Origin of the sequence: Pseudomonas sp. SLBN-26 (assembly GCF_006715895.1) — a bacterium.
Taxonomy (GTDB): domain Bacteria; phylum Pseudomonadota; class Gammaproteobacteria; order Pseudomonadales; family Pseudomonadaceae; genus Metapseudomonas; species Metapseudomonas otitidis.
On record NZ_VFOB01000001.1, the window covers coordinates 4,864,792 to 4,887,674 of the forward strand.

Below are 22,883 nucleotides of genomic sequence, written 5' to 3' on the forward strand. Positions count from 1 at the left end.
CCCACGGGGCGGGGTCAGGGCGCGGCGGGGGCCTCGTCCTCGGCGGCAGGCGCGGGGGCGGGCGGGAGCTTGCGGCTGAGGGTGACGTCCATCTTCGGCACCGAGGAGATGTTGATGCCGTGCTCCTGGAACAGCTGGTCGATGCGCCGGTTGAGTTCGTCGGTGGCCAGGCCCCGGTCGCCCAGTTCGCGCACGTACACCTTCAGCTCGTGCTCCAGGGCGGTGGCGCCGTAGGTCTTGAGCTGCACGCTGGGGGCCGGGTCGCGCAGCACGCGGCTGTTCTCCTGGGTGGCCTGCAGCAGCAGCTTGCGCACCAGCTCCAGGTCGGCGCCACGGTTGACGTTGTAGATCAGCACGATGCGGGTGACGGTGTCGGTCAGCGTCCAGTTGATCAACTGGCTGGTGAGGAAGGTCTGGTTGGGGACGATCACTTCCTTGCGGTCGCTGTCGGTGATGTGGGTGGCGCGGATGCGGATCCGGTTCACGGTGCCGGTGACGGTGCCGATGGTCACCAGGTCGCCGATGCGCACGGGGCGCTCGAACAGCAGGATGAGGCCGGAGATGAAGTTGGCGAAGATCGCCTGCATGCCGAAGCCGATGCCCACGGAGAGGGCGGCCACCAGCCATTGCAGCTTGTCCCAGCTGACGCCGAGGGTGGACAGCGCGCTGACGAAGCCGAGCCCGGCGATGGCGTAGGAGAGCAGCGTGGTGGTGGCGTAGGCGCTGCCCTGGGCGAGCTTCATGCGCGAGAGCACCAGCACTTCCAGCAGGCCCGGCAGGTTGCGTGCGAGCACGACGGTGATGCCGGCGATGATCAACGCGCCGAGTACGTCGAGCAGGCTGATGGGCACCTGGGTGGCGGCGTCGCCGGTGCCGGCGCCGTACTGGTAGAGGGTGATCTGGTCGAGGTAGGCGAACACGGTGATGAGGTCGGCCCAGACCAGGTACATGCAGGCGATGAAGCCGCCCAGCAGCGCCAGGCGGATCAGCCGCAGGGACTGCTGGTTGACCTGCTCGATGTCCAGCACCGGCTCTTCCACCGCGACTTCCTCGCCTTCGGCGTTCTCCTTGGTCTGCGCCTGGCGCTTGGCCAGGGCGCGGGCGTAGGCCAGGCGGCGGGCGGCCACGGCCAGGCCCCGGACGAAGGCGGCTTCGATCAGCAGGGCGAGGATCAGCAGGTAGAGCGTGTTGATCAGCCGGTCGGTGAGCTTGAGCGAGGTGTAGTAGTAGCCGAAGCCCACGGCGACCATGAAGGCCAGGGGCAGCAGGGTGAAGGCGATGCCGATCAGCAGGCGGAAGGGCGAGGTCTGCTCGCGCATCGGTTCGGCCAGCAGCAGGTTGCTCAGCACCAGGGCCATCAGGGCGTAGCAGGTGAGCACGACGATGATGCCGATGACGTCGTCGGCCAGGGCCTGGGGCTGGTGCTCGGCGACGGTCACCACGGCCACCAGGGCCATGACCACCACGCCGAGGCGGCGGATCTGCTTGCTCAGCAGCGCCACCTGGGGGCGCGGCCAGCGGAAGTGCAGCTCGGCGACGCCGCCCGGGGCGAGGATGCGGTACAGGGTGTAGAACACCAGCCAGGCCAGCGCCATCTCCAGCAGGGCGGAGCCGAGGGTGGCGTTCTGGCCACGGGCGTCGATGTGCAGGGCCAGGCCGCAGAGGGCGAGGAAGAGGGTCACCGGCAGCGCCAGCAGCACGTTGAGCAGCAGCGCCAGGGGCGTGTGCATCTGGCTGTCGCGCTTGTAGTGGCCGATGTCGCGGTGCAGGTCGTTGAGCTTGCTGTACAGCCAGCCACGCCGCCAGAGCAGGGCGCCGATCAGCAGCAGCAGGGGGATGAACAGCCAGGGGCGGTCCACCAGGCCTTCCCAGAGTTCGGTGACGCCTTCGCCCCAGGGCAGTTCGGCGAGCTGGGTCTTCAGGTGCTGCGGGGCGCCCTTGAGCCAGGCCAGGTCCAGCGGTTTGTTGCTGGGGATCCAGAACATCTGCTCTTCGAGGGTGTTGCGCAGGGCCTGGGCGGTGGTGGCGAGCTGCTTCTGGTTGAGCTGCAGGGTGATGGATTCGTTGAGCAGGGCGTTGAGTTCGCGGCCCAGGCGGTCGAACAGTTCGACCCGGGTGGTGGCCAGATCCAGCAGGGTTTCGCGCAGGTCCGGGGTGACCTGCTCGGGCGGCTGGCGGGCCAGCAGGTTGTCGACGTAGTCCTGCGGGTTGCCCATCTTGTCGCGCTGCTGGCCCAGTTCGAACTGGTAGAGGCGGATGTCGGCGATCTCGTCGGCGAGGTTGGCGTCCAGGCGCAGGTGCGGCAGGGCCTGCTTCTGCTGGTAGAGGATCTTGGACAGCAGCAGGCTGCCCTTGAGCACGCTGATCTGCTCTTCCAGGGCCTGGTCGGCCTGGCTGAGGGTGTCCAGTTGCTGGCGGGTCTGCAGGTTCTGCTGGGTCAGTTCGTTGAGGCGGTCGGTGGAGCGCAGCAGGTAGTCGGAGAGCTTGAGGTTGGTGGCGCTCTCGGCGGCCAGCAGGCTGTCGGGGGTGGCCTTCTGGGCCTCGCGGGAGAGTTCGGCGACGGTCTGCTCGGAGCTTTCCCGGCGCTTGATGTTGATCAGCGACTGCAGGTCCTGGCTTTCCTGCTCCAAGCGGTGGGTGCGTTCCACCATCAGGTCGCGGCGGCTGTTGCCCAGGTCCTGCAGCAGGCTGTTGCCGGCCAGTTCCTGGCGGCGCAGCTGGGTCTGGGCTTCGAGGGCGGCCAGTTCGGCGTTGTACTGGTCGCGCAGCTCTTCGCTGATGGGCTTGCCGGCGTCCTTGCCGACCTTGAGCAGGGCGTTGAGCTGCTGGGTGCGGGCCTGGTTGCTGCTGATCTCGGCCTGGGCGCGCTCGGGGCGGGTCTGGGCGGTGATGATCAGGCTGTTGGCTTCGGCCAGCTGCTTCTGCCCGTCGGAGAGCTGGGTGCTGCGCTGGCTGAGCACCTGTTCCAGCTGGGCGAGGCTGGACTTGGCGTAGCGTTCGCTCACCGGCACCTGGCGGGTGGCCTTGAGGCGGGCCAGCTCGCGCTGGGCGTCGCTGATCTGCCGGGGGGCCTCGGCCAGCTGGCGCTTGAGGTCGGCCAGGCGCTTTTCGCTGTCGGCCTGGTTCTCCAGCAGGGTGAGGGTCTGTTCGAGGATGGCCTTGAGGGCCTTCTGCTCGGCTTCCGGCAGCTTGCGCTCGGCGAGGGTGTCGAGGCTGTGCTGGACTTCGGTGCTGCTGGGCGGGGCGGCGGCGTGGGCGCCGGGGCCGAGCAGGCAGAGGCTGAGCAGGGCGGCAGTGAGTAAGGGGCGCAGGGAGGGCATGGTCGCGTGGGGCGGCTCTGGTTGGTTGCGGTGAATCTTATGCCAGCGTGGCGGGCCGGTTGTGGTGCCCGGTCACGCGGCGTTGATCAGGTCGCTGCTGCCGGCAGCAGCTTAGCTGCAATCGTCGTGATCAGAGGAACAGGCCCGGTCCGGGGCGGGCGTGACCTTCGGGGAATCTGACGCCGACCTTGCGCACCTTGTTCCCTTCCATCAGGGCGACGGTCCAGGTCAGGCCGTTCCACTCCACCTGGTCGCCCACCACCGGCTCGCCGCCGATCTCGTGGGCGATGAAGCGGCCCAGGGGCTGGCTGCCGTCGATGTCGTCCAGGCGCAGGCCGTAGAGCGCGGCCACGGCGGACAGCTGGGCGTCGCCTTCGAGGACGAAGTCGCCGAAGAAGCGCAGGTCCAGGCCGCGCTGGGGCGCCTGGCTGAACAGTTTGCCGAGGCCGGGCAGGTCCTGTTCGTGGCCGACCACGCAGAGGATGTCGCCGGCTTCCAGCACGGTGGAGCCGGAGGGGTGCAGCAGTTCGGTGCCACGGAACAGGGCGGCGATGCGGGTGCCTTCGGGCATCTTCAGTTCGCGCAGGGCGGCGCCGATGCACCACTTCTCGGCACCCAGGCGGTAGACGAACAGCTCCCACTCGCTGGTGGGGTGCACTTCCAGCCCGGCACGGGAGATGGGCGCCGGCTCCGGCGGTACCGTCACCCGCAGCAGCTTGGCCGCCCAGGGCAGGCTGGTGCCCTGCAGCACCAGCGATACCAGGACGATGAAGAAGGCGACGTTGAAGAACAGCTGGGCGTTGGGCAGGCCGGCCATCAGCGGGAACACCGCGAGGATGATGGGCACCGCGCCGCGCAGGCCGACCCAGGCGATGAAGGCCTTTTCGCGGTTGTGGAAGGCGCGGAAGGGAATCAGCCCCACCGCCACCGACAGCGGGCGGGCGACGAGGATCATCCACAGCGCCAGGCCCAGCGCCGGGACGATGATGGGCAGCAGGTCATGGGGGGTGACCAGCAGGCCGAGCACCAGGAACATGCCGATCTGCGCCAGCCAGGTCAGGCCGTCGAGCATGTGCAGGATGCCGTGGCGCGAGCGGATCGGACGGTTGCCGAGGAACAGGCCGAACAGGTACACGGCGAGGATGCCGCTGCCGCCCACGGCGTTGGTGACGGCGAAGACCAGCAGGCCACCGGCGACCACCAGCAAGGGGTAGAGGCCATTGGCGAGGGTGAGGCGGTTGATCAGCTGCAGCATCAGCCAGCCGCCGCCCAGCCCCAGCAGGGCGCCCAGGCCGAACTGCTGGGCGATGTGCACCGGGAAGCTCCAGCTGAAGCCGGTCTCGCCGCTGCTGAGCATTTCGATCAGGGTGATGGTCAGGAACACCGCCATCGGGTCGTTACTGCCGGACTCGATCTCCAGGGTGGCGCTGACCCGCTCGTTGAGCCCGCGCCCGCCCAGCAGGCTGAACACCGCTGCGGCATCGGTGGAGCCGACGATGGCGCCGATCAGCAAGCCTTCCAGCAGGCTCAGGTTGAACAGCCAGGCGGCGGCCACGCCGGTCAGGCCGGCGGTGATCAGCACCCCGACCGTGGCCAGGGACAGCGACGGCCAGAGGGCCACGCGGAAGGTCGCGACGCGGGTTCGCAGGCCGCCGTCCAGCAGGATCACGGCCAGGGCCAGGTTCCCCACCAGGTAGGCCTGGGGGTAGTTGTCGAAAATGATGCCGCCGGGCCCGTCGTTGCCGGCGAGCATGCCGACCACCAGGAAGATCACCAGGATCGGGATGCCGAAGCGCGAGCCGAACGCACTGACGAGGATGCTCATGCCCACCAGCAACGCGCCGATCAGGAACAGGCTGTTGATGGTGGTTGCATCCACGTTGGCGGAACTCCTGCAAAGGGGGTACGAGGGCGGGGCGGAAAGGTGCATGCAGCGTGCATGCCAGCCGGATTCTAACCTGCCGACCGCAACGGCCCGCAAGCACAGTTTGGCCATGATCCGCAGGTTTTTTGGAACGGGTCTGACGGGCGCGGGGACGTTTTCGACTTGTTGGTCGGCGTGTTGGGCCGTGGGGCGGATGAGTGGGTTCCGCAGGGCGGGGGACGTTCTTCCCCTCGCTGTCGGTTGTTGTACGGGCGATCTCAAGGCTTCTGGGACGGTGGTTCCAGCTTGGTGCGGGTTCTTTTACCTGGGTCACATTTCTGACGTGAAGGTGTGCAACTGGTCGTGTGGTCGTTGTGTGGCGCCCTGCACTTCTTAGAATTCGCGCCCCGATGTCGATGTGCCACCACTCCAAGGAAGGTCGTCATGCGCATGCAGCCGTTTGCAGTCGGCTTCTGCCTGCTGTTGTTTCCTGTTTTCCAAGTCTTTGCCGCCGATCCCGTGGTGCCGTCCCCTGGCGACCGCGACCTGATCCGCGACCGCCAGGAGCGGCTGCTGGAAGAGCAGCGCAAGCGCCTGCAGGAACTGCAGCAACTGCCCGGCCGCGCCGAGCCGGTGGCCCCCAGCCAGCCCCAGGCACAGGGCCCGTGCTTCGACATCCAGCGCATCCGCCTGCAGGGCGTGCACCTGATCAGCGAGGTGCGCCAGCGCGAACTGCTCAAGCCCTTCGAACACCAGTGCCTGGACAGCGGGCGCCTCAACGACCTGCTCAAGGCCATCACCCAGCACTACATCGACCGCGGCTACGTCACCTCCCGCGCCTACCTGCCGCAGCAGGACCTGGCCGACGGCGAACTGGACGTCATCGTCGTCGAAGGCCGCCTGGAGAGCGTGGAAGGCTCGGCGATCGCCAGCGACCGCGAACTGGCCCTGGCCTCCCCGGCGCAGACCGGCGAGCCGCTGAACCTGCGGGAACTGGAGCAACTGGTAGAGCAGATCAACCGCCTGCCCTCGCGCCCCGCCGAACTGGAGCTGGTGCCCGGCAGCGAAGTGGGCGGCAGCCGCGTCCAGCTCAAGGGCGAGCCCGGCAAGCCCTGGCGGGTCGGCGTCAACCGCCACAACGACGGCCAGCGCAGCACCGGCGAACAGCAGTGGGGCGCCAGCCTGGAATGGGACAGCCCCCTGGGCCTGGCCGACCAGCTCAGCCTGCGCGCCGGCGGCGACGCCGTCAGCGACCGCTGGCGCCACTCCGCCAACCAGAGCTTCGCCTACAGCCTGCCGTATGGCTGGTGGAGCTTCAGCTACGCCTACAGCCAGAGCTACTACCGCACGCGCACCCCGGGCCAGGGATTCGCCTTCGTCTCCGACGGCGAAAGCAAGACCCACCAACTTCGTGCCGACCGCGTCCTGCACCGCGACAGCGTCAGCAAGACCGGCCTCAGCCTCGGCCTCGCCCACCTGGAAACCCGCAACTACATCGAGAACGCCCTGCTGGGCAGCTCCAGCCCGCGCATCACCGAAACCCAGCTGGGCTTCAACCACGGCCGCCGGCTCGGCAGCGCCTTCGTCAACCTCGACCTCGGCTGGCAACAGGGCATCGGCGCCCTGGACGCCAAGAACAGCCGCATCGACGGCAAGAGCGGCACCAACGCCCGCTACGACAAATACAGCCTCACCGCCAGCTACCTGCAGCCCTTCCAGCTGCTCGGGGAAAACCTCAGCTTCGACAGCCTCATCAACTACCAGCGCAGCGAAGACGAACTCAACAGCCCCCAGCGCATCAGCATCGGCGGCCTCAGCTCGGTGCGCGGCTTCAAGGACCAATCCCTGTCCGGCAACAGCGGCGGCTACTGGCGCAACCAACTGCGCTGGACCCGCCCCGTGGACTGGGCCCCCTTGCAGCCCTTCGTGCGCCAGTACGGCCTCGCCTTCGCCTACGACCTGGGGCAGATCCAGGGCGACCGCAACAACGCCCGCAGCCATGGCCGCCTGAGCGGCAACGCCCTCGAATTCAGCGCCCGCGGCCCGAACCTGGCCGTCTCGCTCACCTTCGCGCGGTCCCTCGAACGCCCTGACGTCATCGAACGCCAGGAGCACCCGATCTACGCCCGCATCGACCTGTTCTACTGATTTCGCGTCACCCGGAGCCCCACCTCATGGACGTTCGCAGCCCCTTCTTCCAGAACATCGCCACCGTGCTCATCGGCGTCATGTTCCTCAACCCCATCGTCAGCACCGCCGCCGACCTCGCCGTGGACGCCGCCGCCGGCGGCAACACCAGTATTGGCGCCGCCGCCAACGGCGTACCCGTGGTCAACATCGCCACGCCCAACGGCAACGGCCTGTCGCACAACAAATTCAGCGACTACAACGTCGGCGAACAGGGGCTCATCCTCAACAACGCCACCAACAAACTGCAGAGCACCCAGCTGGGCGGCTACATCCTCGGCAACCCCAACCTCAACGGGCGCGCCGCCGGCGTCATCCTCAACGAAGTCACCGGCACCAACCCCAGCCAGCTCAAGGGCTACACCGAAGTGGCCGGGCAGGGCGCCCACGTCATCGTCGCCAACCCCCACGGCATCACCTGCGACGGCTGCGGCTTCATCAACACCCCCCGCGCCACCCTAAGCACCGGCGCCCCCGTGGTCGAGAACGGCGCCCTCAAGCGCTACGACGTCGACGGCGGACAGATCCGCATCGAAGGGCAGGGGCTCAACGCCAGCAACGTCGACCAGTTCGAACTGATCACCCGCAGCGCCCAGATCAACGCCGAACTGCATGCCCGGCAACTGGCAATGATCACCGGCCGCAACGACGTCGACGCCGCCACCCTCGCCGCCACCGCCAAGGCCGACGACGGCACCGACAAACCCCAACTGGCCATCGACAGCAGCGCCCTGGGCGGCATGTACGCCGGCGCCATCCGCCTCGTCGGCACCGAACAGGGCGTCGGCGTCAAACTGGCCGGTGACATGGCCGCCAGCGGCGGCGACATCCAGATCGACGCCAACGGCAAGCTCACCCTCGCGCGCACCGCCGCCAGCGGCAACCTCACCGCCAACGCCACCGACATCGAACTCACCCGAAGCACCTACGCCAGCGGCAACGCCCGCCTCACCACCGGCACCCTCGACAACCAGGAACGCCTCGCCGCCGGCGGCGACCTGCGCCTCGACGCCACCCACATCGACAACCCCGGCCGCCTCGAAGCCGGCGTACGCAGCGACGGCAGCGCCAACACCGACAACCCCGCCAGCGTCCTCGACATCCAGGGCGGCACCCTGCGCAACCGTGGCACCGTAAACGCCCAGGGCAGCCTCACCACCGACCTCGCCACCCTCGACAACCAGAGCGCCGAACTGGTCGCCACCGGCAGCGCCCGGATCAAGGCCAGCACCCTCGACAACCGCCAGGGCGGCCAACTCATCGGCCGGCAGGACCTGACCCTCGACGGCCAGACGCTGGACAACCGTGGTGGCACCGTCGCGTCCAATAAAGCCCTCACCGTCACCGCCCGCGACCGCCTCGACAACAGCCAGGACGGCCTCATCCTCTCCAAGGCCGACGGCCTCACCCTCGACACCGCCGTCCTGGACAACCAGAACGGCACCGTCCAGGCCGACAGCGGCGAACTCAAGGCCACCACCAGCACCCTCGACAACCGCAACGGCAAACTCCTCACCGGCCAGGGCGCCCTGACCGTCGACGCCCAGGACCTGCGCAACCAGCAAGGGCGCCTCATCGCCCAGAACGGCACCCTCACCGCCCGCAGCGACACCCTCGACAACACAGCCGGCCGCCTCCAGGGCGACAGCCTCGACCTCACCACCCGCACTCGCCTCGACAACAGCCAAGGCCACATCACCGCCACCCAGGGCAACCTCAGCCTCACCCGCGGCGAACTGCTCAACGACAACGGCCAGATCCAGGCCAAGCACAGCCTCACGGTGAACGCCGACAGCCTGCGCAACCACAGCGGCAGCCTCGGCGCCGACACCATCGACCTCACCCTCGGCGGCCTGCTCGACAACAGCGGCGGCCTGGTGGAAGCCGCGCAGACCCTCAGCCTCGACCTCAACGACGCCCGCAACGCCAACGGCAAACTGCGCGCCCTGGGCAGCAGCGGCGAAAGCGTCTTCCGCCTCGGCGGGCGCTTCGACAACGACAACGGCCTGGTGGAAATCGGCAACGCCGCCTTCCGCCTCAGCAGCACCCAGCTCAGCAACCAGGGCGGCACCCTGCGCCACGTCGGCAACCAGGGCTTCGGCCTCAACCTGGCCGATGTCGGCCAGGCCGGCGGCCGCTTCCTCACCAACGGCACCCTCAGCCTCGACGTAGCCGACTGGACCAACAGCAGCCTGCTGCAGGCCCAGCGCATCGACCTCAAGGTCGGCCGCTTCACCCAGACGGCCACCGGGCAACTGGTGTCCATCGACGACATCACCGCCAGCGGCACCGACTGGACCAACGACGGCCTGATCGAAACCCAGGGCAAGCTCCAGCTCGCCCTCAGCGGCCGCTACCAGGGCAACGGCAGCCTCAAGAGCCAGAGCGACATGACCGTCAGCGCCGCCAGCGCCGAACTGGGCAGCGGCGCCCAACTGCGCAGCGGCAGCAACGGCGACTTCCGCCTGGGCGGCACACTCTCCAGCGCCGGTCAGCTCAGCGCCGCCGGCGACCTGCTGCTCAAGGCCGGCAGCGTGGACAACCGCGGCACCCTCGGCGCGGCCAAGGCCCTGCGCCTCGAAAGCGACAGCCTGCGCAACGAGCGCGGCCTGGTGTTCAGCGGCGCGGACATGGTGCTGCGCACCGGCAGCCTGACCAACCTGCTGGGGGACCTCTACAGCCTGGGGAGCCTGAGTGTTGCGAGGGATGATGCCGGGGCCCAGCTGACCCGCCTGGAGAACATCTCCGGCTCCCTGGAAAGCTCGGGCGACATGAGCCTGCGGGCCGCCGTGCTGAGCAACCGCAAAGAGACCTTCGTCGAGGGGCGTGAGCTCACCTACGGCTACATCAGCGTGGTCTGCTACGACTGCAGCGGTGACCACCACAACGTCGACTACGTGGCCACCGAACGCTTCAAGACCATCGTCGCCAGCGATTCCGCCGCCGGCCGGATCAACTCGGGCGGCAATCTGGACATCCAGGGCGGTGCGGTCAGCAACCTGTACAGCAGCCTCAGCGCCACCGGCAACATCGCCATCGTGGCCACCAGCCTGGACAACACCGGCGCGGCCAGCGGCACCATCGAGCGCACGCGCCGCTTCAACACCGGGCGCGTCACGGACGGTACCGACGAGCGTTTCCGCGGGAACTACATCGACCCCTACAACGCCCGTCCGATGCCCAAGGAGATGCCCGGCGCGCTGTACGCCTGGAACCTGGTGAGCGACATCGAAACCCGCACGCCGACCGGATCCGCTGCGCCGGCCATCATCCAGGCGGGCGGCAACGTGAGCATCCAGGCGACCCAGCCGCTCACCAACGATGCCGTCATCACCGGCCAGGCACCCCAGGCCGGCGCGAGCCGCAGCCTGGACAGCCAGGTTTCCGATTCCAGCCAGCCGTTGGTGGTCCGGCTGAATGCCCAACTGGCACCCGACGTCCAGCAGCAGGCCATCAACCCCGTCGCCTTGCCCGGGTTCAGCCTGCCCCAGGGGCAGAACGGGTTGTTCCGGGTCAACACCGACCCCGGCCACCCCTACCTGATCGAAACCAACCCGGTATTCGCCAGCCTGTCGGGCTTCATCAACTCCAGCTACCTGCTGGACCGCCTGGGCTTCAAACCGGACGAGACCCAGCGTCGCCTGGGGGACGGCCTGTATGAGCAGCGCCTGCTCCGGGAGGCGGTCATCGCCCGTACCGGCAAGCGCTTCCTGGATGGACTGGCCTCCGACGAGGCCCAGTTCAAGTACCTGATGGACAACGCCCTCGCCAGCAAGGAGCGCCTCAACCTCGCCCCGGGCATCGCCCTGAGCGCAGAGCAGGTCGCCGCGCTGACCCACGACATCGTGTGGATGGAGGAGCAGGAGGTCAGTGGGCAGAAGGTGCTGGTACCGGTGCTCTACCTGGCCCAGGCCAAGGACCGCCTGGCCCCGAGCGGCGCGCTGATCCAGGGCCGCGACGTGGCGCTGATCAGCGGCACCACCCTCACCAACAGCGGCACCCTGCGGGCCAGCAACAACCTCCAGGCCTCGGCCCTCAACGTCAGCAACAGCGGCCTGATGCAGGCCGGCGAGCGCCTGTCCCTGCTCGCCACTGACAGCATCCGCAATGCCCGTGGCGGCCTCATCAACGGCAAGGATGTCAGCGCCATCGCCCTCACCGGCGACATCATCAACGAGCGCACCATCAGCCAGGAGTCCCGCAGCGGCAGGAACTTCAGCCAGCTCACCAGCGTGGTGGACAAGGCGGCCGGCTTCGAGGCCGGCAACAGCCTGAGCCTCACCGCCGGGAAGGACATCCAGAACATCGGCGGCAGCCTCAAGGCCGGCGGCAACGCCACCCTGAAGGCCGGCAACGACCTGGTCATCGCCTCTGCTGCCGAGGAAAACGGCAGCATGCGCCAGGACAAGCGCCATTTCTGGAGCACCACCAGCACCACCCAGCATGGGAGTGATGTGCAGGTGGGGGGGGATCTGAAGGCCAGCGCCGGGCAGGACCTTGCGGTGATTGCCAGCACCGTCAAGGCGGGGGGCGATGTCAGCCTGGAGGCCGAGCGCGACATCACCATCGCCGCGGCAGCCGACGAGACCAGCAGCGAGTACCGCTACAAGCGCAGTGGCAAGAAGGTCAACAAGCAGGACAGCACCGTCCGCCAGCAGGCGGCGGTGATCGAGGCGGGCGGCGGCCTCGATATCGAGGCGGGCGGCAACCTGCTGCTCAGCGCCAGCAAACTCAAGGCCGCTGAAGAGGCCTACCTGTATGCCGGCGAACAGCTGGCCCTGACTGCCGGACAGGACAGCGACTACCACCTGTACGACATGAAGAAGAAGGGAGCCTTCGGCGCCAAGAAGAGCCAGCGCGATGAAGTGACCGATGTCCGTAATGTCGGCACCACCATCACAACGGGGGGTGACCTCTCTCTGGTCAGTGAGGGCGACCAGCTCTATCAGCGTGCTCGCCTCGAAAGTGGCGGCAACCTGACCCTGGACAGTGGTGGCGCCATCACCTTCGAAGCGGTGAAGGACCTTCACCAGGAGAGTCACGAGAAGAGCAAGAGCAGCTTCGTCTGGAACTCCATGAGCGGCAAAGGCAATACCGATGAAACGGTGCTGCAGAGCCAGCTCATTGCCCAGGGCGAGATCGCCATCAAGGCGGTTGAAGGCCTGAAGATCGACGTCAAGCAGATCGATCAGAAGACCGTCAGCGAGACCATCGACGTCATGGTCAGTGCTGATCCGCAACTGGCGTGGCTCAAGGACGCCGAGAAGCGTGGCGACATCGATTGGCGACGCGTGAAAGAGGTACACGACTCCTTCAAGTACAGCCATTCGGGGTTGGGTGGCGGAGCGCAGATCATCATCGCGATCATCGTCACCTACCTGACTGCCGGTGCTGGATCCGTGATTGCTTCTACGGTTAGCGGTGCCGTTGAGGGCGGCCTAGCCGGAACGGTAGTAGGAGGGGTCGCTCAGGGCGCATTCCAGGCTGCTGCCGTACAGGGAACCATCAGCACCATCAACAACCGCGGAAACCTGGGCGCAATCGCCAAGGACATGACCTCCAAGGACGCCGTCAAAGGGTATGTGGTGGGCGGCGTGACAGCGGGGTTGGTGGGGAACTACAGCCCCGGCTCAATGGGGTTCAACTGGCAAAGTGTCGGCCAGGTGGCCAAGGTCACTGCAGTTCAAGCCGGTGTTAAGACCGCCGTTTATGGCGGCAGCCTCAAGGACAACCTCAAAAGCGCAGCAGTTGCCAACGCCGTTGCGATTGCAGGCGCCGCAGGTGCCGACGTCATCGGTGGATTGCGTCTTGAGACGGGCAGCTTCGAGAAGGTCGCACTCCACGCGACGTTAGGTGGCCTCCTGTCCGAAGCCATGGGTGGCGACTTCCGGACCGGTGCTATCGCCGCTGGCGCCAACGAGCTGATGCTCAAGTGGATTGGCGAACATGTGTTGCCAGCCGACCTCGATAAAACCAGCGATGCGTACCGGGAAGGGCGGGAGAAGCTGCTGGTCATCTCCCAACTCGTGGGTGCCCTGGCAGCAGGTATGTCAGATGGCAATGCGGAAATTGCAGCTGCGGTTGCGGCCAACGCGACGGCCAATAACTACCTGCGTCATCAGGATGTCCAGGCCCTTGTTCGAGAGCTTGATGGCTGTGAGCAGGCTGGCACCTGTGAGCAGATCAAGGCCAAGTACCAAAAGATCAGTGCGGAGAATACCGAGCGCCTGAAGAACTGCCGGGCAAACGGGAATTGTGAGCAGATCGAGCGAGAAGTAGCCGAGGGCAGAGCGGCAATGGACAAAGTCCAGGATCGCTATGCCAGTGCTGTATTGGAAAAAGAGTTTTCCAATCAACAATGGCGGGATGGCCAGGACGTCAAGAATATTCTTTTTGATATGGCCAGTGACAAGGCCAGAGATGCAAGTGCCCGAGATGCGGCAAAGCGTGAGGAGTATCTAAAGTCGGCGAGTCCGCAGGAGCTTCAGGCCCAGTTGGATGCAGAGGCGCGTGAGCTCTATATAAAAGATACGCAGAAGAAGCTGGACGAACTTATTGCCAATATGGATGGGCAAATCAATCAGTTGCCCGTGGAAGTTCGGGAGATACAGAAGCTACAGCAGGAATATGCCGGAAACTTCAAGGTCGTTGCGGAGTTGGGGCAAGCACTCAGTGAGATAGTCGAACCCGGTATCTGGGACGCACTGGGGCCCGCTGCCAAGCTGGCCAAGCTCGAGCGGCTGGCAACCGTCCTCAAGGCGGCGGGTGCGAGCAAGCTGAGTACCAAGGCTGCCGAGACCGTCATCGCTATCGAGGAGCTCAGTGCGAAGCTCAGAAAGCTGGAGGCGGGCAAGATCACTCCTTCTCAACAGGATCTAGCCAAGTACTCCAACCAGACCACCACTGGGAAGCTGGTCAAGCCATGCTGCTTTGCCGCAGGAACCATGGTTTCGACACCGGACGGCGACAAGGCGATCGAAACCCTCAAGGCCGGCGACATCGTCTGGAGCAAACCTGAGAAAGGCGGTAAGCCCTTTGCCGCAGCGGTCACCGCCACGCACGTGCGGACTGACCAGGCAATCTACCGATTGAGACTGAACGCCCTAGGCAAGGACCAGACCGACACTCTGCTGGTTACTCCGGGTCACCCCTTCTATGTGCCTGCTCGCAAAGATTTCGTACCAGCGATCAGCCTGAAGCCAGGGGATGAACTGCAGTCGTTGGGCGATGGCGGCAGCAATGACGCGTCCATACGGGTCGAGTCCATCGAGATGGTCCAGCCCCAGGGCGTGACCTATAACCTGACAGTGGATATAGGGCATACCTTCTATGTAGGGAGTCTGAAAACGTGGGTGCACAATACAGGGCCGTGCCTGCAGTGTGGGTCCGGTGGGTGTGTGGTGCATGCTACGGAGGGTCCAAAAGGGTTAGAGATAGCGTCGGGCAAGTTTGACTATCTATTTGGGCGTGTGGCTAGCAATTCCCACAACGCCGCTCGTTCGAATCAACTCGCCCTTGAGATGAAGAGGCTTGGTGTTCCAGATAATGCAAGTGGTTACCAAATGCTGACTGAGCACTTGGCTCTTTCGGTTAAAACCGAAGGCAACGTGGTGAATACGTTCACTAACCAGTTTGGAAAATTTGAGGTTAGGGAATCATTGTTTATGGGGCCATCAGGCAAGGCCGCGAATTTTCAGAGTACGTTTCAAGTTCTTGAGGACGGGACTCGAAAACTTAGCACAATCATACCTATTCATTAAGGAGGTCGGGGTGGACTTTCCAAGCATCAATGACTTTTTGGAAGAATTTGGTATTGAACCGGTCGAGATTGACCCAAGTTTGTCGTTATGTCGCTACATAAAAAAATCTGGCAGTAGTGAGTTGGAGGTTGATTTTTCTTTCAGCGCTGTAATGGGGTCGTTTCAGGTCGTGCTGCGGTTTGCTGAGCAGGAGTTGGCTATCATTACTTCGGAAAGTGTGAAGTTTATTGAGCTTTTTCGGGATGACGCGGGAGCAGGGATTCATGTCGTTTTTGATATCTGTACCTCGACATCAGAGGCTTGGGTGATGCTTGAACCTGACGTGAGTTGTCGGTGGTGGACATTGCGTAACGCATAATTTGAGTTGGTCAAAAAGAGGTAGCTGGTCCTGCTACGACGGGTGGGAAGGAAGTTTTTGCAAAGTATACAAAGGTCAATGTGAATGACCCCGCAGCAGACGCCATCGCAGCAAGGTTGGGTGGAGTTTCTTCAGTAAAATTTCCTGGTAAATTTAAAGATCGTGAATTTGATGTCTTTAGTGATGAGTTTATAGGGCAAACAAAGCCTGCTAATTTCCAAATGGGAAGCGCGTTCCGTAACCAAGCTAAAGGTACCTTTGGAAGCTGCTGTAGAATTAGGCCGAAAGTCTTATTTTCATTTTGATGGTGCGCCTAATTCGGCAGTTATTAAAAAATCAAATGAGTATGGAAGGCGATACGGTATAGAGCCAGTAATCGATAGGGCTCCATTGTAAGGAGATAGTTATGTATGAATTTCATGGTTGGATTAAATTATCAGAATCCCCTTCGGAAATGGATGAAGGGGGGCTAGATCAAAAAGTCAAAAAATTTAAAAATGAATTATCCAGCTTTGGATGGTCAAGCGGTAGAGGTGAAATTTTACTAATGAATGGCGTTTATACCCTTGTGTTAAACGCCATTCCTAATAGGCGGCGCACTGAAGCCGAAGACCTACAAAAAATAGTTGACATCGTGACGAAAGATTTTGCTGGGGCATATGGATTAATCTATGAGTACGATGAGCAGGCAAGTACTGAATATGGGCGCGGTGTGTTTTCAGTCAGAGTAATCAAAAGAGGAAAGTGCGAGGTTTTTTTAGATCCGTTTCTATCGCCAGTAATACCTGTCGTTGAGGGCAAATAATTTACAGGAGAAAAAGGGGGCAGATCTATTTTATTATTCCCCCAACATCGGCCTCGCGCTGGTGTTGTTTTATCTGCGGTCAGCGCCAAGCAATAGCTACCGAGGCGATTCAAACTGAGATGGCTATCTCTCTTTTTTGCTATTCATCACGTACCGCAGATGATGTCAAAGGAATACTTGATTCTTTGATCATGCAGCATCGGGATTTTTTTGCGGAAAAGTTCCTGATTTCTAGTCTTGATGACTTAAGAAGTCCTGCTACTTATTCTGATTCTGTTTTGGTGGAAATTGCACTTGAATACGGTATGCGTGCAAGTTGTTTATTTTTATTTGACCTTAACGACAAAAGTGCTGCAGGTTTACTGCCAGCGGTGGAGGCGACCATCAAGAGCGCACTGGGTGATAGCAATGTGCCAATCCTGTTTAATAACGAAGAGCGACGATAGAAAATACAAGCCTTATTAAATTAAATGCCAATTTATCAAATAAAGGTGGGGTTTCAGTTTTGATGCACAGGATGGCCTTAAGTCTAGTGATATGAATGTTTTTGTAGATCTTTATAAAGATGTTGCGATTGGTGGTGGTGAGGATATTTCTGGATTTATTTTTAATAAGCCAATTATTTAAAAGGTATCCTGCGTTGAAAGCATGTTCGAAAATACTTGGTCGTTAAATTGCGCCTGAATACCCTCTATCATAATGTTTCGAAAAGCGCATTTGGAATGTCGATGGGTGCCGTATGGCAACATATGACAGTTGAACTTATTGAGCTGTCATGCGGTAACCCGGATCGGGTCGATATTTTCTTTTCCCTGCTGGAGTGTTTCATCTTGGCGGGAGATATAAAGCTCGCATGCGACGGTACTTTTTTGAGTGGTTCGATTCCTGATCAGTTGAATATTCTAAAAGCGGCGTGGCCTAAGGAGCCAGGAGAGGATGATCTTGATGGCTTCGGCTTTTGGTTTCTTGCCGAAGCCCCTGCTGGAATTGTGTGGATAGACTCGGATGGAAAGGAGTTTTGGACTTAAGTCGCAGGTTATGGGGTGGAGAACGTGCGTAGCTTTTTAGATGTCAAAGAAAAGCTAGGCTTGAAAAGATTCTTATCAAGCGAATTAGGTACGTTGTATTTTGTACCTTACTCTTTGGGTTCTGCACGGATAATGGTTCGCCATTTTGACTCTGAGTTAAATCCTGAAAGCGTCAGTAGCTTTGTTGATATGCTGAGCTCCTGCAAGGGTTGGGTTGAGGCCCTACCAGGGCTGGCTGAATTTGTTAGGGTTGAGCAGCCTTTGGAAATTGGACTTGATTTTGTATCAAGACCACACCATACGTATTACATATCAACAGACTCCTATGTTGAAGAGTATGATCCAGCAGAAGCTCCGCCGGAGCTTGAGTTGATGAGAAAAATTGTCCGTGAATCAATTGGTGTCCTTGGTGGTGCTAAAAATAAAGTAATAGAAAAAATCATGAAGAGAAGCCTACTTGAGCCGGCAACTAAAACTTATTTCAATAGCGATGAGATGAAGTTCATAGTGGTGGAGCCAAGGTTCCTCGTGAGTGAAGTCGAGGCATGGGCTAAGAGTTAGTTATTTTTTGTAAACTTATTCGCGCTCTTGGTTGGTTCTAGGTGCTGCTGATTGTGAGTGGAACAAGTTGACGGAAGTGGTTCAGAGTGCTTGCTCACTTAGGTATATAGTTTGGCTTTAGCGACTCTTTGCTTAAAGGCAGAGCTCTGCTGTCTTTGGCAGATAATATGAGACGTACCTGCGCTGACTCAATAGCAAAAACAGAATTACTTAGGGCGGATGCTCAACCTTGGCGCGACCTATGTCCTGGTCTTCTGCAGTCGCCCCTATTTTTATTAGAGGTGGGAGGAATAATGGAAAAGTCAACGCGTTTGTATGAGTGTCATAGCTGCCTGATGGGGTCTAAAGATCCAGTAACATGCACGAATTGTGGAGTTTTAATCAGGAAGTTGGATCTTTCAGGGGCGATGGTGATCCCGCCTATTTGGGGTGTTGTGGTAATCAATGACATTAATCAGGAAGAGCTGGATGCTGTGAGCCGTGTGATAGATGAGGTGACGAATCGCTTCTATCAGAGTTTCTCTACTCTTGAAGTGGATGGCGCTCTAGCAATAGAGTGCAATGAGATTGCTGCTGCTAAGCTGATACCCAGATTGGAAGATGAGCTACGTGGACGTAGGCCGGATGTCGTAATTTGCTTTGAGGGTAAGCCGGAGTAGATAGCTGTCTTCAGCACCTGCAGTTTTTGAAAAAGACGATAAAAAAGCCAAATCACCCGCCCACTTCTGATTTTTCAGCCGGCGCGAGCACCTCGCGGCCGTTAATTCCTGCATTACAGGCACATCTCTCCCGCACTTGTCAGCAAGTGCCGGCGCGCGATCCGCAGATTTGAAGGATCGAATAAACGAAAGACCTGGAGGGTTATAAATAATGATTGATTTTTTGTTGAGATATAAAATTTCTCTCCAGGAGTTAAGAGCTTTCATTGCTCTGGTCGTGGGCGCTTCTGTGGATGAGGTCGTTGTTTTTCAGGATGCTGAGTTTTATGAGAGGGCTGGTGCGCTAGATTTGTCCAGCTGCAGATGTCTATGTGTTTTTTCGTACGTCTATGGGGAGGCTGCTATGTTGCTGCAGCTGTTCAGGTGTGAGATGAGTGCTGCGGATTTAAGGGGAAAAATAATATCTGCATCTTCTGTTCTGGGAGTTGAGTGTTATATTCCAGATCCCGTTGGTGAGGGTTGGGTTTATGTAGGGGGGAATGGAGTGGTGTCTGGTGTTAAAAGGATGTGCGACGATAATGAAGAGTATTTTTACTTTGGGTAAAGTGGTTCTTGTTCTGTTTTTGGAGTGTGGCGAAAGGCGAATTTATAAAGTGGGCGGATATATTTTTACTGGTAAAAGAAGAGCTGTAGGTGGCTATCTTGCTTAAGTTGAATAAATAATTGAATCGTTGCTTTGTTTGGCTTTGCCGTGGTGCGGGTCAAGGTAGCTAGGCACTTAAATGATTAAGATTTTTATCTGACCAATCGGCACTCTCCGAACATTGTAAGGTTCTGGGGGTGGTTGATAATATTTTTTTAGTTTGTTCGAATAATAACGAAGGTCTGGCTGATGCCGCTAACTGTATTTTCTGGTTGTCTTTATATTGTTGCTGGAATTGATGGAGTATTTTTCTAACAGTTGATGCAATGGTGTGATTGGTCTTTCGGGATGTTTTTATTCGGAGTGAAAGATTGAAAAAATCTAAAAATTTGTATGAGTGTCACAGTTGTCTTATGGAGTCTACAGACCCAGTAAGATGTACCCATTGTGGGGTTTTGATACAGGAGATTGATATTTCAAAAGCGATGTTCATACCGCCCGTTTGGGGGTATGTAGTGGTGGAAAGCTCTGATCAGGAAGTTCTTGAGGTTGTTAGGCGCATAACGAGCGAGGTAACAAGTGCCTTTTACCACAATTTCTATATTTCTGAAGTTACGGGTAAATTGCTTGTAAAATGCAACAACTATTCCGCTTCCCTGCTCATTCCTAGGCTGGAAGAAGAGCTGTCTAGTCGTAAGCCAAGTCTCTTGATTTATTTTGAGGGCAAGTCTGAGTAGATGGTTTTGTGGTAGGGGCTTAAGGCTGAATTCAATGGGTATAAAGAATATGAAGCGTACTTTTCTTATCGCATCCTTCGCTCTGGTGGCTGCCTGTTCCAATCAAGGCCCGGTGATTCCTCCGGTTACTTCCAATGACACACCCTCTGCCGCTATTCAGGCGTTCCGTGAAATCTGCCTGAAGACTGCGCCCGACTTTTCCCGGGCAGCGACTGCCGCCAAGGCATGGGGCGTCGAGGTGGGCGATATGGGCTTCATGGTGGCCGGCTTCAAGGCGGACAAGAGCCTGGGCGTTCAGATCCAGGCAGGGAAGGAGTGCGTCGTGACCACGCCTTCGCAGCGGGACGAGAGCCTTACCCGGCAATTGCTGGAAGCGGCTCGTGATTTGTCCAGTACGCCGGTTGCGCAAACATCGCCTGCGAAGATCACGCTGGATGGCCAGGTTTTCATCCTTGCCCATGACCGGGCGGGCGGTGAGGCGTATGTGCTTTTGAAGGCTGAAGACTGACCGCGAGCCATAAAAAAGCCCCGCATGTGCGCGGGGCGTGAAAGGTCCGGTTGGACTCAGAACCAGTCGGCTTGCATGCCCAGGCAGGTGTCGTCGCGGGCTTCGAGGATGGCCAGGCCTTCCTGCGCGCGGATGGCCTGTTCCAGCCAGCGCCAGCCGATGACGGCGTGGCCGAAGCTGTTGAGGTAGAGCGCTGAGTTGGCCAGGGCCTGGGCGACCTTGCCCTGCATCAGGTCGCCGAGCAGGGCGAGGGTGACGGTGGAGAGGCGGGCGAGCAGTTGCTCCAGCGGTTGGCGCAGGGCGTCCAGTTCGCTGTGGGCGGCGGCGCGCTGGCAAGTCTCGTTCATCAGGCGCTTGTGATAGCGGCTTTGCTCAGAATTTGGCCAATAAAATGGGCGTTCCGGTTGAGGCGCCTACCAACCTAGTTTGGGCTTATTGTGATGGGAAGATGGTGGTTGCGCGGCGCGCATCATTAGATAAAAGATCTCCACTGTAAATACGCCAGATCTTTTGAAGCAAGGTAAGTTCAAGTATTCAGTCCTAGGGGACCATAATGGAAAAAATGTCTTCTCTTGCATGTGAGGTGTGTGGCGGACGCTTAGAGGCTTTTAATGAGGGAAGTGCTCAAGGTTTAAAGTGTGTCAATTGTGACTGGTCATTGGTTACTACGCAGATTCCAGAAATCAGGGTTGATGAACAAGAATATTATGTCCTCTGTGATGGGGGGGTTAAGAGCGTGGCTCATATAAGAGCTGTTGCTGAAGTGTCAGGCCTAAATTTTTTGGAGGCTAGAAAGGCTCTTAAAGGGGGGCGTTTTGTAGTGTTCTCCGGTCAAGCAGTTGATGTTTTACGAGTTAAAGATATTCTTGGTTCTGCTGGGGTTCGGTATTCAATAGAGCCTGATTTCAGATGGGGCTGAACAAGCATTTCTTAGATGGTGCGACTAAGGTTCTCATGCGCCTGTAAAACTACAATGGCAATGACGTGAAGTTTATAATGGTGGATCCAGGTTTTTTCGTGAGTTAAGTCGAAGCATGGGGTAAAGGTTAATTATTGCTTATCAAGTGCTCGCGCTCTTGGTTGGTTTTAGGTACTGCTGATTTTTAGTTAAAAACTGACCAAAGTGGTTCAGGTCGCTTGCTCGTTAAAGTGTTCTTGCCACCAATATGACTTGGCTGTTAACGCTTCCTTGATCCAAAGCAGAGCTCTGCTGTCTTCGGCAGACAATATCAATGTACCTCCGCTGGATCGATAGCAAAAACAGCATTACCTAGGTCGGACGCTCGAGCTCGGTGTGACCTATGCTCTAGTCTTCTGCAGTTGCCCCTATTCTGATTAGAGGTGGAAAAGGTTAATGGAAAAAACAACGCGCTTATATGAGTGCCATAGCTGCCTGATGGGGTCTAAAGATCCAGTAACATGCACAAACTGTGGAGTTTTAATCAGGAGGTTGGATCTTTCAGGGGCGATGGTGATCCCGCCTGTTTGGGGTGTTGTGGTAATCAATGACATTAATCAGGAAGAGCTGGATGCTGTGAACCGTGTGATAGATGAGGTGACGAATCGCTTCTATCAGAATTTCTCTACTTTTGAAGTGGATGGCGCTCTAGTAATAGAGTGTAACGAGATTGCTGCCGCTAAGCTGATACCTAGATTGGAAGATGAGCTGCGTGGGTGTAGGCCAGATATTGTAATTTGTTTTGAGGGTAAGCCGGAGTAGATGGGCAACTTCAGTGCCTGCCGTTTTTGAAAATAGGGTCAGGATTTTTTCTTGTCTACAGGGTTGGGGAGAATTCTGCTTAAGTAGATTTCTATGCCTAAGTTAGTTGTGGGGATTGGAAGTATTCGTATGGTGGTCGGATCATTTAGAGTCTTCTGTTGAAGTATGGGGTTGGAGGCTTGGTTTTCACTGTTTGACTATTAAGAGATAAATATGACGGCAGGCGGTTCTGTTTTAGTAACTGGGTGGCTGATAATAATTGATTTTAAGCTGTATCTTGTTCAGGTTGATCAGGCCGAGCAGGTTGAAAATTGCGAGAGCTCTCAGAGAATAGAAGTGTCTGAGCCAGAAATAATTTTCTCGGTATTGGAGCGGATTTTGCCATTGGGAGGAGGTAATAGCTTTATATTTCACCGAGCTAGAGTTTGTGGCGTTATGACAAGTGGCGTGCAGAGAGTAGTCAAAGTGATTTCAATGTCGGTGGAAGAGAGAGGGGGTGGCTTTGTTTCAATCGCTATTGAGGGCAGCGCAGAGCGGCATAGGGCCAAGTATCAGGAATTTATCAGTAAGAGAGGGATAAAATCTAGCGATTGGCTCGATTACTATTAGGATTCAGCAGTGGTTTGCTGAGTTAATGGTCTAGTGATTTTTATTCTTCTTGTTTTGAGTTTTCCCTGCTCTTCTGCTAGCTATGTGGTAACGCGGTTGCATGCTGTGTGAGGTTTTTTGTTTT

15 protein-coding genes and 1 pseudogene are annotated in these 22,883 nt (G+C 59.1%); 13 read left to right on the forward strand and 3 right to left on the reverse strand.

What is annotated here, in order from left to right:
* Window positions 1-14: 14 nt before the first annotated feature.
* Window positions 15-3,320 carry a mechanosensitive channel MscK gene (mscK, locus tag FBY21_RS22545; RefSeq protein WP_142013763.1) on the reverse strand — a complete coding sequence of 1,102 codons (3,306 nt, stop codon included), beginning with the start codon at window positions 3,318-3,320 and terminating at the stop codon, window positions 15-17.
* A 130-nt stretch (window positions 3,321-3,450) separates the two neighbouring features.
* Window positions 3,451-5,199: a potassium/proton antiporter gene (locus FBY21_RS22550; protein WP_142013765.1), complete on the reverse strand. Its 1,749-nt coding sequence runs from the start codon at window positions 5,197-5,199 to the stop codon at window positions 3,451-3,453.
* A gap of 429 nt (window positions 5,200-5,628) precedes the next feature.
* On the opposite strand from FBY21_RS22550, the gene FBY21_RS22555 reads away from it, so the two are divergent.
* The 11 genes from FBY21_RS22555 (at window position 5,629) to FBY21_RS22605 (ending at window position 20,430) form a co-directional block, all read left to right on the forward strand.
* Window positions 5,629-7,332: a ShlB/FhaC/HecB family hemolysin secretion/activation protein gene (locus FBY21_RS22555; protein WP_409563804.1), complete on the forward strand. Its 1,704-nt coding sequence runs from the start codon at window positions 5,629-5,631 to the stop codon at window positions 7,330-7,332.
* A 26-nt stretch (window positions 7,333-7,358) separates the two neighbouring features.
* Complete coding sequence (locus FBY21_RS29725; protein ID WP_142013767.1) at window positions 7,359-15,131, forward strand: DUF637 domain-containing protein; 7,773 nt, start codon at window positions 7,359-7,361, stop codon at window positions 15,129-15,131.
* Between the two features lie 10 nt (window positions 15,132-15,141).
* Window positions 15,142-15,489 (forward strand): hypothetical protein, encoded by a 348-nt coding sequence (locus tag FBY21_RS22565; RefSeq protein WP_142013769.1) that lies wholly within the window; start codon window positions 15,142-15,144, stop codon window positions 15,487-15,489.
* A gap of 80 nt (window positions 15,490-15,569) precedes the next feature.
* Entirely contained in the window at window positions 15,570-15,794 is a 225-nt protein-coding gene (locus FBY21_RS30370; RefSeq protein ID WP_222119530.1) for a restriction endonuclease fold toxin, read from the forward strand.
* Between the two features lie 101 nt (window positions 15,795-15,895).
* A complete protein-coding gene (locus FBY21_RS22575) occupies window positions 15,896-16,294 on the forward strand; it encodes an Imm7 family immunity protein (protein ID WP_142013771.1) in 399 nt (132 codons plus the stop codon).
* Between the two features lie 119 nt (window positions 16,295-16,413).
* Window positions 16,414-16,740 carry a hypothetical protein gene (locus tag FBY21_RS22580; protein WP_142013773.1) on the forward strand — a complete coding sequence of 109 codons (327 nt, stop codon included), beginning with the start codon at window positions 16,414-16,416 and terminating at the stop codon, window positions 16,738-16,740.
* 228 nt (window positions 16,741-16,968) lie between these two features.
* On the forward strand, window positions 16,969-17,322 hold the full coding sequence (locus FBY21_RS22585) for a DUF596 domain-containing protein (RefSeq protein ID WP_222119531.1): 354 nt from the start codon (window positions 16,969-16,971) through the stop codon (window positions 17,320-17,322).
* Between the two features lie 15 nt (window positions 17,323-17,337).
* Window positions 17,338-17,883 (forward strand): hypothetical protein, encoded by a 546-nt coding sequence (locus tag FBY21_RS22590; protein ID WP_142013775.1) that lies wholly within the window; start codon window positions 17,338-17,340, stop codon window positions 17,881-17,883.
* 293 nt (window positions 17,884-18,176) lie between these two features.
* The gene (locus FBY21_RS22595) at window positions 18,177-18,542 is read left to right on the forward strand and encodes a hypothetical protein (protein WP_142013777.1); all 366 of its coding nucleotides are present in this window, start codon (window positions 18,177-18,179) and stop codon (window positions 18,540-18,542) included.
* 211 nt (window positions 18,543-18,753) lie between these two features.
* Window positions 18,754-19,146, forward strand: a complete 393-nt coding sequence (locus FBY21_RS22600; protein WP_142013779.1) for a hypothetical protein — start codon at window positions 18,754-18,756, stop codon at window positions 19,144-19,146.
* An 825-nt stretch (window positions 19,147-19,971) separates the two neighbouring features.
* A complete protein-coding gene (locus FBY21_RS22605) occupies window positions 19,972-20,430 on the forward strand; it encodes a hypothetical protein (protein WP_142013781.1) in 459 nt (152 codons plus the stop codon).
* A gap of 56 nt (window positions 20,431-20,486) precedes the next feature.
* Here the strand turns inward: FBY21_RS22605 and FBY21_RS22610 are convergent.
* Window positions 20,487-20,810 (reverse strand): annotated as a pseudogene (locus FBY21_RS22610) (acyl-CoA dehydrogenase C-terminal domain-containing protein); the annotation flags it as partial.
* Window positions 20,811-20,983: 173 nt separating this feature from the next.
* Here FBY21_RS22610 and FBY21_RS22615 point away from each other — a divergent pair.
* Window positions 20,984-21,349, forward strand: a complete 366-nt coding sequence (locus FBY21_RS22615) for a hypothetical protein (protein WP_139233726.1) — start codon at window positions 20,984-20,986, stop codon at window positions 21,347-21,349.
* Window positions 21,350-21,784: 435 nt separating this feature from the next.
* Window positions 21,785-22,150: a hypothetical protein gene (locus FBY21_RS22620; protein ID WP_142013785.1), complete on the forward strand. Its 366-nt coding sequence runs from the start codon at window positions 21,785-21,787 to the stop codon at window positions 22,148-22,150.
* Window positions 22,151-22,883: the final 733 nt, after the last annotated feature.

What these genes read in the sequence shown, in the direction of transcription:
- FBY21_RS22555 (WP_409563804.1), top strand. Translation starts at nt 5,629, where the DNA reads ATGCGCATGCAGCCGTTTGCAGTCGGCTTCTGCCTGCTGTTGTTTCCT.
- FBY21_RS22615 (WP_139233726.1), top strand. Translation starts at nt 20,984, where the DNA reads ATGGAAAAAATGTCTTCTCTTGCATGTGAGGTGTGTGGCGGACGCTTA.
- FBY21_RS22580 (WP_142013773.1), top strand. Translation starts at nt 16,414, where the DNA reads ATGGCTATCTCTCTTTTTTGCTATTCATCACGTACCGCAGATGATGTC.
- FBY21_RS22605 (WP_142013781.1), top strand. Translation starts at nt 19,972, where the DNA reads ATGAAGCGTACTTTTCTTATCGCATCCTTCGCTCTGGTGGCTGCCTGT.
- FBY21_RS29725 (WP_142013767.1), top strand. Translation starts at nt 7,359, where the DNA reads ATGGACGTTCGCAGCCCCTTCTTCCAGAACATCGCCACCGTGCTCATC.
- FBY21_RS22620 (WP_142013785.1), top strand. Translation starts at nt 21,785, where the DNA reads ATGGAAAAAACAACGCGCTTATATGAGTGCCATAGCTGCCTGATGGGG.
- mscK (WP_142013763.1), bottom strand. Translation starts at nt 3,320, where the DNA reads ATGCCCTCCCTGCGCCCCTTACTCACTGCCGCCCTGCTCAGCCTCTGC.
- FBY21_RS22595 (WP_142013777.1), top strand. Translation starts at nt 18,177, where the DNA reads ATGGAAAAGTCAACGCGTTTGTATGAGTGTCATAGCTGCCTGATGGGG.
- FBY21_RS22600 (WP_142013779.1), top strand. Translation starts at nt 18,754, where the DNA reads ATGATTGATTTTTTGTTGAGATATAAAATTTCTCTCCAGGAGTTAAGA.
- FBY21_RS22575 (WP_142013771.1), top strand. Translation starts at nt 15,896, where the DNA reads ATGTATGAATTTCATGGTTGGATTAAATTATCAGAATCCCCTTCGGAA.